Genomic DNA, 13,507 nt, shown 5'->3' with positions numbered 1-13,507 from the left:
GTTTTCTGTGAGGGTTTTTGGGGGATTTTTCTGGCTTCTCCTTTCCCACTGACCTCCTTTTGGTGGTTGCAACCCCCCAGCGCGTGCTCTTGCTGCCGCCCCTCCCCCCCCCCCCCCCCCCGGTACGACCTGGAAGCGCCGGTCAGCCCTTGGCCGACTTGGCGAGCTGGTCGTCCAGCTGCTCGTAGGCTTCCTTGGCCTTCTTCAGGAAGTCCGACAGGCCGTGCAGGCCCTGGATGGTCTTGGTCGCGCCCTTGGTGAAGTCCTTCATCGAGTCGTCGTAGGCGCCGGAGGCCTTCTGGGTGGTGAAGCCGTTCTCCACCAGCTGGCTGACCCGCTTCTCGACCGACTTGATCTTGTCTTCGAGCTCGTGCATGTCCTTGATCAGGTCACCGGCGACCTTCTCCATCTCGGCATAAGTAAGGTCTGCGTCTTTGCCCTTGCCCATGACGGCTCTCCTCCCGTTCGTGCGGCCGCAGGGCCTGCCCCCGTGGCGCTGTGGTGCAACGCGGCCGGCGTGGACGCCCGTTGAGCGTCCGTGCGCGGCCGCGTCCGCATGAGCAAAGATCTTACGGGTGTGGCCGGTGGGGCCACAGAGCTCTCTTGCGAGGGAATCGTGAACCGGCGCGTATCCCGTTGCGATGGGCAAAGGGTGGGCGGATATGGTCACTTGCACGGTGAGTTGGCCCGGTGGGCCGAGCGTAGTGGGGGACTGACGTGCGTCTGAGTCTGACCGTCGTCGATCCGGTCGGCGGTGCCAGTGCCGACGTGGTGCTCGACGCCGATCCGGAGTCCACGGTCGGCGACATCGCCCGGGAACTGGCGCGCCAAGTCGGTCTCGGCGACGGTGCGCAGGTCATTCCGATCGGGGCCTCCCGCGCTCAAGTCGGCGGCGGCTCCGGCGCTCCGCTCGCCTACGTCGACGGGTACGCGCTGGACCCGGCCGCCACCGTCGTCGGGTCGCCGCTGCGTGACGGTGTCGTCGTCAGCCTGCACGATCCGGCCGGCTGCGTCCTGGGCGAGCCCACCGGCGTGGTGGAGCTCCGGGTGGTGGGCGGGCCGGGGGCGGGTGCCGTGCACCGGCTCGGGGTCGGGAAGTACGACATCGGCAGCGGGGCAGGAGCCCAGTTGCGTGTCGAGGATCCCGAACTGCCGGGACGGGCGGCTACTTTGTCGATCGCCATCGACGGGACCTGCCAACTCGTCCTGCACACGGGCAAAGAAGAGAACCCCCGCCTCGACGGCGAGGACTTCGAGGGCGGGGAGTGGCCGCTGCGGTCGCAGCTCGCGCTCGGCAACACCCTTCTGGAGCTGACCCCGTACGCCCCGCCGAACGCCGCCCTGAAGTGGTCCGACGACGGCGCCGGCCTCGACTACAACCGGCCGCCGCGGCTGCGCCCCGCCGAGCGCACCACGCACTTCATGCTGCCGAACCCGCCCGGCGACTACGAGGCCCGACCGCTGCCGTGGCTGATGGCGCTGCTGCCGCTGGTCGGCGCCGTGGTCTCGGTGCTGATCTTCGGGCGCTGGTACTACATGGTCATGGCGCTGATGAGCCCGATCATGCTCTTCGGCAACTACTTCATGGACAAGAAACACGGTCGCAAGTCGCACGCCAAGCAGGTCAAGGAGTACAAGGAGCACAAGGCCCGGATCGAGAAGGACGCGCAGGACGCGCTGGTCACCGAGCGCGGCGACCGGCGGCAGGCGGTGCCCGACCCGGCCGCCGTGCTGGCCTTCGGCACCGGGCCCCGTACCCGGCTGTGGGAGCGGCGGCGCACCGACGCCGACCATCTGCTGCTGCGCTTCGGCACCGGACGCCTGCCCTCCGAGGTGGAGCTGGACGATCCGCAGCAGGACGAGCACAAGCGCAAGGTCCGCTGGTACATCGAGGACGCGCCGGTCGCGCTGCCGCTGCGCGAGCTCGGGGTCATCGGCGTCGCGGGCCCCGGCGACTCGGCGGCCGCGCTCGGGCGGTGGGCGGTCGCGCAGACCGCGGTGCTGCACAGCCCGATGGACGTGCAGTTCTACGTCCTCACCGACAACGACGCCCGCGACCGCTGGGACTGGGTGCGCTGGCTGCCGCACGCCCGCCCGGCCGCCGGCCAGGACGCGAACGTCATGATCGGCACGGACTCCGAGACCGTCGGCGCGCGCGTCGGCGAGCTGACCCAGCTGCTCGACGCCCGGCAGAAGGCCCTCCAGCAGGGCGGACGCAACAAGAACGACGGGCCCGCCTTCACCGACCCCGACATCGTCGTCGTGTGGGACGGCTCGCGGCGGCTGCGGTCGATGCCGGGTGTGGTACGGCTGCTGCGGGAGGGTCCGGCGGTCGCGATCTACGCGATCTGCCTGGACGAGGAGGAGCGGTTCCTGCCCGGCGAGTGCCAGGCGTTCGTGGTCGCCGAGCCGCGCCGCGCGGACGATGACGACGCCGGCTTGCCCGTCGCCTCGGCCCAGCAGTCCGCCGGGGGGTTCCCGTCGTTCCAGGCCTGGCACCAGGGTGCGCAGCACGTCGAGCAACAGGTCGAGCAGCAGCGGGAGTTCCGGCTGCGGGTGGAGCAGACGGGGGCGCTGCGGAAGAAGGACGTACGGCCGGACTTCGTGTCCGCCGCGTGGTGCGCCCGGCTGGCCCGCTCCCTGGCGCCGCTGCGTGACATCAGCGGGGAGACCGAGGACTCCGCGCTGCCGGCCGCCAGCCGCCTGCTGGACGTGCTGCAGTTGGAGCCGCCGACGCGGGACGCGATCGCCGCGCGCTGGCGGACGGCCGGGCAGTCGACGATGGCCGTGATCGGCGAGTCTTACGACGGGCCGTTCGGCATCGATCTGCGCCGGGACGGGCCGCACGGTCTGATCGCCGGTACGACCGGTTCCGGCAAGTCGGAGCTGCTGCAGACGATCGTGGCGGCGCTGGCGGTGGCGAACACGCCGGAGAACATGACCTTCGTCCTCGTCGACTACAAGGGCGGGTCGGCGTTCAAGGACTGCGTGAAACTGCCGCACACCGTCGGCATGGTGACCGACCTGGACGCGCATCTCGTGGAGCGCGCGCTGGAGTCGCTGGGCGCCGAGCTGAAGCGGCGCGAGCACATCCTCGCCGCCGCCGACGCCAAGGACATCGAGGACTACCAGGACCTGGTGAGGAGAGACCCGAGCCATCCGCCGGTGCCCCGGCTGCTCATCGTCATCGACGAGTTCGCGTCCATGGTGCGCGACCTGCCGGACTTCGTCACGGGCCTGGTGAACATCGCCCAGCGGGGCCGTTCGCTGGGCATCCACCTGCTGCTGGCCACCCAGCGGCCGAGCGGTGTCGTGTCGCCGGAGATCCGCGCCAACACCAACCTGCGCATCGCGCTGCGGGTGACCGACGCCGGCGAGTCCACCGACGTCATCGACGCGCCGGACGCCGGGCACATCTCCAAGAGCACGCCGGGCCGGGCGTACGTCCGTCTCGGCCACGCCTCCCTGATCCCGTTCCAGTCCGGCCGTGTGGGCGGCCGCCGCCCCGGCGCGGCCGACCCGGCGACCCTCGCGCCGTGGGCGGGCGAGCTGACCTGGCAGGACCTGGGCCGGGCGGCGCTGCGCAAGCCGAAGACCGAGGCCCGCGAGGACGACGAGATCACCGACCTGAAGGTGCTGGTGGACGCCGTGCGGGAGGCCAACCGGGCGCTGGGCATCCCCGCCCAGCACTCCCCCTGGCTGCCCGCGCTGGACGAGACGCTGCTGCTCGACGACGTCCCGGCGGTGCGCGCCCAGGGTGCGCTGCCCGCCGCCCCGTTCGGCGTCGAGGACCTGCCGGCCGACCAGGCCCGCCGCCCGGTCGCGGTGGACTTCGCGACCTTCGGGCACCTCATCGTCGCGGGCGCCCCGCGGTCCGGCCGCTCGCAGGTGCTGCGCACCATCGCCGGTTCGCTGGCCCGCACCAACTCCTGCGCCGACGTCCACCTCTACGGCATCGACTGCGGCAACGGCGCGCTGAACGCGCTGACCCGGCTGCCGCACTGCGGCGCGGTCGTCGGCCGCAACCAGCTGGAGCGGGTCGAGCGGCTGATGAACCGGCTGAGCGGCGAGCTGAGCCGACGTCAGGATGCGCTGGCCGACGCGGGGTTCGCGGACATCGGGGAGCAGCGGGCGGCCGTCGGTGAGGAGGAGCGGCTGCCGCACATCGTGCTGCTGCTGGACCGCTGGGAGGGCTGGCTGCCGACGCTGGGCGAGCACAACCACGGTGACCTGACCGACCAGATCATGGCGATGATGCGGGAGGGCGCGAGCGTCGGCATCCACGTCGTCATCACCGGTGACCGGCAGCTGCTGGCGGGCCGCATCTCCTCCCTCACCGAGGACAAGTACGGTCTGCGGCTAGCCGACCGCGCCGACTTCTCGATGCTGGACATCAACTCCCGCAAGGTGCCCGAGGAGATCCCGCCGGGCCGCGCCTTCCGCGGCGAGTCCGCCACCGAGACGCAGTTCGCGCTGCTGTCCGAGGACACCACCGGTCAGGGCCAGAACGCCGCGCTGCTCGCGATCGGCGAGGCGGCCGCCGCCCGGGATGCCGAAGTGCCGCGTGCCCGGCGGCCGTTCCGGGTCGACGTGCTGCCCAGCCGGATCTCCTTCGAGGACGCGTGGGCGATGCGCGACCCGGCGACGACGTCGTCCCCGCTGTGGGCGCTGGCCGGTGTCGGCGGCGACGAACTCACCGCGTACGGGCCCGATCTGGCCGAGGGCGTGCCGGCGTTCGTGATCGGCGGTCCGGCGAAGTCCGGCCGCAGCACGATGCTGCTCGCCTTCGCCCGCTCCTTCCTCGCCAAGGGCGTCCGGCTCGTCGTCGCGGCGCCGCGGCCCTCACCGCTGCGTGAACTGGAAGGCCAGGAAGGCGTGTTGCGGGTCTTCACCGGCCGCGACGTCGACGAGGACGAGCTGGAGGAGGTCATCGGGTCGGCCAAGCCGCAGGAGCCGGTCGTCGTCCTGGTGGACGACGCGGAGGTGCTGGACGACTGCGACGCCGAGGACGTCCTCAAGCGCATCGTCGAGCGCGGCGCCGAGGAGGGGCTGGCCCTGGTGATCGCCGGTGACGAGGACGAGATCTGCGACGGGTTCTCCGGCTGGCAGGTGGACGCGAAGAAGGCCCGCCGCGGCATCCTGCTCTCCCCGCAGGAGTCCGGCTCCGGCGAGCTGATCGGCATCCGCACCACCCGCAGCATGGTCGGCGGCCCGATCACCCCCGGCAAGGGCATGCTGCACCTGGGCAGCGGGGAGCACCTGACGGTCACGACGCCGTTGTAGCGGGGCTGTCCGGCTACCCCACCCGGGACATGCGGGCCGTGGGGTTGCCCTCCGCCTCGCTGTCCGAGGCGTACGTCAGGTCGTCGCCCACCCGGGTCAGCCGTACCGTGTGCGCGGCCGGGTTGCAGCCGTCGTGGTTGGTCCGGGCGCCGACCGACGTGGCGACGATCTGCTGCTTCGTGACCGACTTCAGGGTCAGTACGTCGTTGCAGACGCCGCCCAGTTGGTCGGTCTGGCGCAGCTTGCCCAGTTCCTCGCCGACGTCCGCCCGGTGGACGGTGAGCCGGAACGTGCCCACCGGCAGGGTGCCGTCGAGGGCGAGGCCCTGCCCCTCCCAGGTGCCGAAGTAGGCGTCGGGGACGGCGGACGGGGCTGCGTCGGGGGCGCTGGAGCCGCCGGTCGGGGTCGAGCCGGGCGCCTCGGACGTGGCCGAGGGGCCGGACGTGGCCGAGGGGCCGGACGTGGCGGACGGGCCGGACGTGGCGGAGCCGGACGTGGCACCGACGGACGGTGAACGGGTGCCCGGGCCGCTCGCGGTGTCGTCGCTGTCCTTGGGGAGCAGGTCGAGGAGGAACACCGATCCGACGGTCACCGCCGCCAGCGCTCCGGCGACCGCCAGCGCCACCGTGCAGCTCATCCGGCGTCCCCGTCCGCCGTCCCCGGGCACGGACGTCGCGGCGACGGAGACGGACAGCTTCCCGGGGCCCTTCCCGGGGCCCGGCCCCACGCCAGTGGCCGTACCGGGGCCCGTACCGGGGGCCGTGCCGAGGTCCGCCCCCGCGTCCCCGCCGGTGCCCCCGCCGGGGCCCGCGCCGGGCCGCTGTTCCGCCCCGGGTGCGTCGCGCGGCCCGGGCACCGGGGACAGCGGCATCGCCGGGGCGGGCCCGAACTCCCCCAGCGTCGGCTGCCCGGCCCCCTCTCCCCCGGCCGTGGGCGACTCCCGCACCGCCGGGCTGCTGAACCCCACCGGCCCGGAAGCGGTCTCCGCCGCCTCCAGGTTCAGCAGCCGTACGGCGCTGCGGCTGACCTGCTCCACCAGCGCTCCCGGCAGCCAGCCGCCCGCGATCAGCCCGGCCGCGCCCTCGGGGGCGAGCCGTCGGGCCACTTCGGCGGGGGCGGGCCGGGCGTCCGGCTCCTTGGACAGGCAGCGCTCCACCAGTCCCCGCAGCTCGCCGCCGGGCAGTCCGAGTTCGGGCGGCTCGTGGACGACCTTGTACAGCAGCGCGGCGGACGAGTCCCCGGGGAACGGGGGCCGGCCGGTCGCGGCGAAGGCCAGCACCGCGCCCAGGGAGAAGACGTCGGCCGCGGCGCCGGCCGGCTTGCCGAGGATCTGCTCGGGGGACATGTAGCCGGGCGAGCCGATCGACACGCCGGTCGAGGTCAGGGAGGCCGTGCCGTCCGTGGCCCGGGCGATGCCGAAGTCGATCAGCAGGGGTCCGTCGAGGGTCAGCAGCACGTTGGACGGCTTCACGTCCCGGTGCACCAGTCCCAGCGCGTGCACCGCCGCCAGCGCCTCGGCGAGGCCCGCTCCCAGCGCCCGTACCGAAGGGGCCGGCAGCGCTCCGCCGTCCGCGACCGCCGACGCCAGCGAGGGGCCGGCCGCGTAGGCGGTGGCGACCCAGGGCACGGCCGCCTCGGTGTCGGCGTCGAGGACCGGCGCGGTCCAGGCGCCGCCGACCCGGCGCGCGGCGTCGACCTCGCGCCGGAACCTGGCCCGGAACTCCTCGTCCAGCGCGAAGTGCGGGTGCACGATCTTCACCGCGACGGTGCGGCCGCCCGCGCTGCGGCCCAGGTACACCCGGCCCATGCCGCCGGAGCCGAGCCGGCCGAGCAGCCGGTAGGGCCCCACGGCGGTGGGCTCGTCGACTCCGAGTGGCTGCATGGCGTCCACCCTCCCCCGTGAGGACCCCTTCGAGGACCCGTTCACCCGTTTTCAGGACCCGTTTCAGGCACCGACCGGTGCCCCGTGCCCCGTGCCCGGCAGCGTAGTGACTACGGCTGGAGCAGCTCCACCTTCACGTCCGCCGGGAAGCCGGTCGTCGGCCCGACCCGCCGGGCGAACTCGGCGACGGCCTCCAGCTGCGGGGGCCCGAACCTGAAGTCGAGGGTGGTGAAGTACTGCTCGAGGACCCGCTCGTCGAAGGCCTCCCAGCGGGCCGCCTGCTCGGCGACCTTGCCCACCTCTTCCAGGGAGAGGTTGCGGGAGGCGAGGAACGCCTCGTGGACCTTGCGGGTGATGACCGGCTCCCGCTCCAGGTAGTCGCGGCGGGCCGCCCACACGGCGAAGACGAACGGCAGGCCGGTCCACTCCTTCCAGAGCCGGCCGAGGTCGTGCACGGCGAGGCCGTAGCGCGGGCCGTCGAGGAGGTTGGCGCGCAGGGCCGCGTCCCCGATGAGCACGGCGGCCTCGGCCTCCTGCATCATCACGCTGAGGTCCGGCGGGCAGGTGTAGTACTCGGGCGTCACGCCGAAGCGGTCGGCCAGCAGCAGCTGGGCGAGGCGGACGGAGGTGCGCGAGGTCGACCCGAGGGCGACCCGGGCGCCGTCCAGCCGGTCCAGCGGGACCTGCGAGACGATGACGCAGGACATCACCGGGCCGTCGCAGCCGACGGCGATGTCGGGGAAGGCGACCAGGTCGTCCGCGTGGCGGAGGAACTCGACCAGGGTGATGGGCCCGATGTCGAGGTCTCCCCGCACCAGCTGCTCGCTGAGCTTCTCCGGGGTGTCCTTGGTCAGCTCGAAGTCGAGGAGCGTGCCCGTTCTCGCGAGCCCCCAGTACAGGGGCAGGCAGTTGAGGAACTGGATGTGGCCGACGCGCGGCCGGGTGCGAGAATTGTCCACATCGCGAGGCTAGCCCCTATGGGGTACGCTCCAGACTCCGGCCCGGTAGTCAACCCCCTGCGCGGTCTTCAAACATCCGGGTGACGTGATCTTGACCTCTGTTGCGTTCGGCTGCCCGCATGCTAGGCTCGCCGCAAGTTGCAGTTTGGTTTCCCTTGCAGTACAGAGCCTGCGGAGCATGTGACCGCGGGCTCTAGTCGTTTTCAGACGTATGCAGTTGTGCGGCATTCTTGTTTTCACACTTGCAGGGTTCTGGAGCAGGGCAACCCTTTGGGCCCAAGGAGGGCTTATGGCTACCGGAACCGTGAAGTGGTTCAACGCCGAAAAGGGCTTTGGTTTCATCGCCCAGGAAGGCGGCGGCCCCGATGTCTTCGTCCACTACTCCGCGATCAATGCGAACGGCTTCCGTTCGCTTGAGGAGAACCAGCAGGTATCGTTCGACGTGACCCAGGGCCCCAAGGGTCCCCAGGCCGAGAACGTCACCGCCATCTGAGTTGACGAGCCCAAAGCTCTGATCCGGAACAGATAGCAGTACCAAGGAGCCCCGCGCCGCACGGCGACGGGGCTCCTGCCTTTTCTCCGGACTGCTTCGGGCCGGTCTTCTCCGGACTACTTCAGGCCGATCGCCGCGCAGTCCGCGGCGTAGGCCGAGGTGCAGATCTCGTCGACGGTGTAGACGCCGTCCGCGATCACCGTCTCCTTGATGTTGTCCTTCGTGAGCGCGACCACCGGGACCAGCATCGAGGGGATGTCCTTCTCGGTCGGGCTGTCGACCTGGTCCTGGGTCAGCGCGTCGAACTCGATGTCGTGGCCCTGGACCTTGGTCACCGCGATCCTCGCCGCGTTCGTCGCCTCCAGCAGGAACGACTTGTAGACGGACATGTACTGCTGCCCCGCCACGATGCGCTGCACCGCGTCCAGGTTCGCGTCCTGTCCGGTCACCGGCGGGATGCGGGTGGCGCCCGCCTCCTTCAGCGTGTCGATGACGGCGCCCGCCATGCCGTCGTTGGCCGAGTAGACGGCGGCTATGCGGTCCAGCCCGATGGCCTGGATCGCCTGCTTCATGTTCGCCGCGGCGGCCTCGGGCTTCCACTCCTTGGTGTCGTACTCCTCGGCGATCTGCACCTTGCCCTTGAGCTCGCTGAGCGCGCCCGACTTGAACCGGCCGGTGTTCGGGTCGGCGGGGTCGCCGTTCATCATGACGATCTTGCTGGTCGCGGCCTTCGTGCCGAGCGCGTCGAGGATGGCGCGTCCCTGCACCTCGCCGACCAGTTCGTTGTCGTGCGAGACGTAGCCGTCGATCGGGCCCTGCGCGAGCCGGTCGTAGGCGATGACCGGTATGCCGGCGTCCTTGGCCTTCTGCACGTCGGAGGCGATGGCCTCGGCGTCCACCGCGTCGACCAGGATGACGTCCACCTTGTCGTCGATCATCTCCTGGAACTGCCGGCTCTGGGTGGCCTTGCTCGCCTCGGCGTTGGCGTAGCGGACCGTGCCCTTGCCCTGGGTGAGCGAGGAGACCTCCTTCTTGATGATCGGATAGTCGAACTTCTCGAAGCGCGCCGTGTCCTTGTCGGGGAGCAGGAGGCCCACCGTGAGGTCGTCGCCCTTCGTCGGCTCGCTGGAACTGCCGGTCGCGCCGACGTCGGTGACGCCGCACGAGGACAGGGAGAGCGCTGCGGAGAAGACGGTCAGGGCTGTGGCGGTGCGACGCACAACGGCCCTTCGGGTGGTGCGAGGGTTCACGTCAGGGGGGCCTTCCGAACCAGGGAGAAACATCGGTGCCAGACCGCCGACAGCAAAGCGTCACCGGACCGACACGTCAAGATGTTGTCGTAACAAGAGCGCAACTGATGTTTACCGGTCGGTATCTTGGGCATGACGGGGCGGTCGGCTCTTGGGGACGGCGCGGCGTCAGCGGCGGGCCGTCCGGGAATCCCGCTGCCGCTCGTAGAGCGCCTCCACCTCCGGCGCGAAGTCCCGCATGACCGCCTCCCGGCGGAGCTTCATCGACGGCGTCAGGTGCCCCTCCCGCTCGGTGAGGTCACGGGGCAGGACGGCGAAGCGGCGGATGGACTCGGGGCGGGAGACCAGTTTGTTGGCCTCGTCGACCGCGCGCTGCAGGACCGCCCGCAACGCCTCGTCGTCCACCAGCCGTTCCGGCGGGACGGCGGGCCGGCCGTTCATCCGGCACCAGTGGGCAGTGCCCTCCTGGTCCAGGGTGATGAGCGCGGAGATGTAGGGGCGGCCGTCGCCCAGGACCATGCACTGGGATATCAGGGGGTGCTGGCGGAGCCAGTTCTCCAGCGGGGCGGGGGCCATGTTCTTGCCGCCCGCGGTGATCAGGATCTCCTTCTTGCGGCCGGTGATCGTCAGATAGCCCTCGTCGTCCAGGCGGCCCAGGTCGCCCGTCGGGAACCAGCCGTCCGCCGTCGAGGGGGCCACCCCGCCGCCGTGCGGGTCCCAGTAGCCGCGGAACACCTGGCCGCCGCTGAGCAGGATCTCGCCGTCGGCCGCGATGCGCACCTTCGTGCCGGGCAGCGGCCAGCCGACCGTGCCCAGACGGGGCTTGAGGGGCGGCGTCACCGTGGCCGCTCCCGTCGACTCGGTCAGGCCGTAGCCCTCGTAGATCTCCATGCCGGCGCCCGCGTAGAAGGCGGCGAGGCGGCGGCCGAGCGGTGAGCCACCGCAGATGATGTGCCGGACGCGGCCGCCCATGGCGTTGCGGATCCGGCGGTAGACGAGGGGGTCGTAGAAGGCGCGGGCCGCCTTCAGGGCCGCGCCCGGGCCGGGGCCGGTGCCGGCGTGCCGGGCCTCGGTCGCTTCGCCGTGGCGGACGGCCACGTTCGCCGCGCGGTCGAAGGCCGTCACCCGGCCGCCGCTCTCCGCCTTGGCGCGCGCGTTGTTGTAGACCTTCTCCAGCATGTACGGGATGACGAGGAGGAAGGTGGGCCGGAAGGCGGCCAGGTCCGTCAGGAGGTCCTCCGCCGCCATGCTCGGCGCGTGGCCCAGGCGGACGCGGGCGCGGATGCAGGCGATCGCCACCATGCGGCCGAAGACGTGCGACATCGGCAGGAACAGCAGCGTCGCCGGGTCCTCGGTGACCTTCGACCGGAAGACCGGGTAGAGGAGTTCGATCGCGTTGTCGACCTCCGTCAGGAAGTTGCCGTGCGTGAGGACGCAGCCCTTGGGGCGGCCGGTGGTGCCCGAGGTGTAGATGACGGTGGCGAGGGTGTCCGGGACCAGCATCCCGCGGCGTACGGCGACCTCCTGGTCGGGGACGTGCTGTCCGAGTTCGGCCAGCCGCTCCAGGTGCTGCTTGTCGACGACCCACAGGTGGCGCAGGTCGGGCAGGCGGCTGAGTTCCGGGCCCAGGGCCGCCGCCTGCCCGGCGGTCTCGGTCACCAGGGCGACCGCGCCGGAGTCCTGGAGGATCCAGCGGGCCTGGAAGACGGAGGAGGTGGGGTAGATCGGGACGGTGACCAGGCCGGCCGCCCAGGCGGCGAAGTCCAGCAGCGTCCACTCGTAGACCGTCCGCGCCATGACGGCGATCCGGTCGCCCGGCGCCAGGCCCTCGCTGATCAGGCCCTTGGCGAGGTCCAGCACCTGCCGCGCGAACTCGGCCGCCGTCACGTCCGCCCAACGGCCTTCCTCCGTACGGCGGCTGAGGACGCGGTCGTCGGGAGCCGCCTCGGCGTTGTCGAACGGCAGGTCGGCGAGCGAGCCGTGGGTGGCCGACGGGACGAGCGCCGGCACCGACACCTCCCGGACCTCTCCGTCCAGCTTCCGTACCTCCGGCTCCACCAGCCGGGGCACGCCGTCGTAGTCGTACGCGGACGGATAGGACACGGACATGGCAACTCCTGAGGCGTGCGGCTCGGTTCCGCTGTGCAACCGGGGGTACGGGACGCGCGTGCCGAGACGTTCACCGCCGGTGCGCGGCCGGCGGGGGCACCGCTGGTCGGGACGGTGATCGTACGGGGCCGAGATGGGGAGTTGGTGCGGGTTCGGGGATGGTCCGGAGCCGGGCGTGTGCAACCTCGGGGGTTACGTGAGGGTCCTTCAGTTCCGCTCCAGAATCGCCGTCACGCCCTGGCCGCCCGCCGCGCAGACCGAGATCAGACCGCGTCCGGGCGCGTCCCGTTCGGCGAGCAGTCCGGCCAGCGTGGCCACGATCCGCGCGCCGGTCGCGGCGAACGGGTGGCCGGTGGCGAGGGAGGAGCCGGCGACGTTCAGGCGGGCGCGGTCCACCGGCGCCAGACCCCGCTTCTCCCAGGCCGCGAGCGTGGCCAGCACCTGGGAGGCGAACGCCTCGTGGATCTCCACCAGGTCGAAGTCCTCGATGCCCAGGCCCGCCCGCTCGAGCATGCGCGGAACCGCGTACGCGGGCGCCATCAGCAGCCCGTCCTCGCCGCCGGCGACGTCGCCCGCGACGAAGTCCACGGCCGCCGTCTCGTACGCCGTCAGATACGCGAGCGGTTGAAGTCCGCGCGCCTCGGCCCACTCCTCGGAGGCGAGCAGCACGGTCGCGGCGCCGTCCGTCAGCGGCGTCGAATTGCCCGCGGTCATCGTCGGGTTCGGCGCGTCCAGGCCGAACACCGGCTTCAGGGAGGCGAGTTTGGCGGTCGTCGAGCCGGGGCGCAGGTTCTGGTCGCGGGCCAGGTCCCGGAAGGGGATCACCAGGTCCTGGAAGAAGCCGCGTTCGTACGCCGCTGCGAGCTTCTGGTGGCTGGCCGCGGCCAGTTCGTCCTGCGCCTCGCGGGTGATGCCCCAGGCGCGGGCGGTGACGGCCGCGTGCTCGCCCATCGACAGGCCGGTGCGCGGCTCGGCGTTGCGCGGGATGTCGGGGATCAGGTGGGAGGGGCGGACGCGGGCGAGCGCCTTGAGCCGGCCACCGGCCGACTTCGCGCGCCGGGCCTCCAACAGGATGCGGCGCAGCCGGTCGTTGACGCCGAGGGGCGCGTCGCTCGCCGTGTCCGCGCCGCCCGCGACGGCCGACTCGGTCTGCCCGAGGGCGATCTTGTTGGCAGCGGCGATCACGGCCTGCAGCCCGGTGCCGCAGGCCTGCTGGATGTCGTAGGCCGGGGTGCGGGCGTCCAGCTTCGAGCCGAGGACCGTCTCGCGGGCGAGGTTGAAGTCGCGGGCGTGCTTGAGGACCGCTCCGGCGACGAACTCACCGACGGCGCCCGGCTCCTGGAGGGTGTACCGCTCGACGAGGCCGTCCAGCGCGGCGGTCAGCATCTCCTGGTTCGACGCGGTGGCGTACGGGCCGTCGGAGCGCGCGAACGGGATGCGGGCGCCGCCGATGATGGCGACCCGCCGTGCCGCCGGGGGCTTCAGGGGGCTCATCTCGACCTGCTCCTCACCTGTGACATAGGATTACCTC

Annotated in this window: 8 protein-coding genes; 2 read left to right on the top strand and 6 right to left on the bottom strand. The window is 71.9% G+C overall.

What is annotated here, in order from left to right; genetic code table 11:
• Positions 1-142 precede the first annotated feature (142 nt).
• Complete coding sequence (locus tag ACZ5GT_RS25135; protein ID WP_324786381.1) at positions 143-448, bottom strand: WXG100 family type VII secretion target; 306 nt, start codon at positions 446-448, stop codon at positions 143-145.
• Between the two features lie 269 nt (positions 449-717).
• On the opposite strand from ACZ5GT_RS25135, the gene ACZ5GT_RS25130 reads away from it, so the two are divergent.
• Complete coding sequence (locus ACZ5GT_RS25130) at positions 718-5,283, top strand: FtsK/SpoIIIE domain-containing protein (RefSeq protein WP_469030267.1); 4,566 nt, start codon at positions 718-720, stop codon at positions 5,281-5,283.
• 13 nt (positions 5,284-5,296) lie between these two features.
• Here ACZ5GT_RS25130 and ACZ5GT_RS25125 read toward each other — a convergent pair whose 3' ends face one another.
• Together ACZ5GT_RS25125 and ACZ5GT_RS25120 are read right to left on the bottom strand one after the other, a co-directional pair.
• A complete protein-coding gene (locus tag ACZ5GT_RS25125; protein ID WP_469030260.1) occupies positions 5,297-7,165 on the bottom strand; it encodes a serine/threonine-protein kinase in 1,869 nt (622 codons plus the stop codon).
• A 110-nt stretch (positions 7,166-7,275) separates the two neighbouring features.
• Complete coding sequence (locus tag ACZ5GT_RS25120) at positions 7,276-8,124, bottom strand: menaquinone biosynthetic enzyme MqnA/MqnD family protein (RefSeq protein WP_469030257.1); 849 nt, start codon at positions 8,122-8,124, stop codon at positions 7,276-7,278.
• A gap of 289 nt (positions 8,125-8,413) precedes the next feature.
• Between ACZ5GT_RS25120 and ACZ5GT_RS25115 the strand changes: the two genes are divergently transcribed.
• Positions 8,414-8,617 (top strand): cold-shock protein, encoded by a 204-nt coding sequence (locus ACZ5GT_RS25115; protein WP_043442843.1) that lies wholly within the window; start codon positions 8,414-8,416, stop codon positions 8,615-8,617.
• 116 nt (positions 8,618-8,733) lie between these two features.
• On the opposite strand, the gene ACZ5GT_RS25110 is transcribed toward ACZ5GT_RS25115, so the two are convergent.
• From ACZ5GT_RS25110 to ACZ5GT_RS25100, 3 genes are all read right to left on the bottom strand, one after another.
• Positions 8,734-9,837 carry a sugar ABC transporter substrate-binding protein gene (locus ACZ5GT_RS25110; RefSeq protein WP_469030252.1) on the bottom strand — a complete coding sequence of 368 codons (1,104 nt, stop codon included), beginning with the start codon at positions 9,835-9,837 and terminating at the stop codon, positions 8,734-8,736.
• A gap of 198 nt (positions 9,838-10,035) precedes the next feature.
• Positions 10,036-11,976: an AMP-dependent synthetase/ligase gene (locus ACZ5GT_RS25105; RefSeq protein WP_469030249.1), complete on the bottom strand. Its 1,941-nt coding sequence runs from the start codon at positions 11,974-11,976 to the stop codon at positions 10,036-10,038.
• A 207-nt stretch (positions 11,977-12,183) separates the two neighbouring features.
• Positions 12,184-13,470, bottom strand: a complete 1,287-nt coding sequence (locus ACZ5GT_RS25100; RefSeq protein WP_469030245.1) for an acetyl-CoA C-acetyltransferase — start codon at positions 13,468-13,470, stop codon at positions 12,184-12,186.
• Positions 13,471-13,507: the final 37 nt, after the last annotated feature.

This window comes from Streptomyces sp. NPDC031340 (assembly GCF_055569945.1).
Note: the sequence above shows the minus strand (reverse complement) of the source record. Positions and strands in the feature narration are given on the sequence as shown.

Coding starts and splice junctions, on each gene's coding strand:
- ACZ5GT_RS25135 (WP_324786381.1), bottom strand. CDS start 448: ATGGGCAAGGGCAAAGACGCAGACCTTACTTATGCCGAGATGGAGAAG.
- ACZ5GT_RS25125 (WP_469030260.1), bottom strand. CDS start 7,165: ATGCAGCCACTCGGAGTCGACGAGCCCACCGCCGTGGGGCCCTACCGG.
- ACZ5GT_RS25100 (WP_469030245.1), bottom strand. CDS start 13,470: ATGAGCCCCCTGAAGCCCCCGGCGGCACGGCGGGTCGCCATCATCGGC.
- ACZ5GT_RS25115 (WP_043442843.1), top strand. CDS start 8,414: ATGGCTACCGGAACCGTGAAGTGGTTCAACGCCGAAAAGGGCTTTGGT.
- ACZ5GT_RS25105 (WP_469030249.1), bottom strand. CDS start 11,976: ATGTCCGTGTCCTATCCGTCCGCGTACGACTACGACGGCGTGCCCCGG.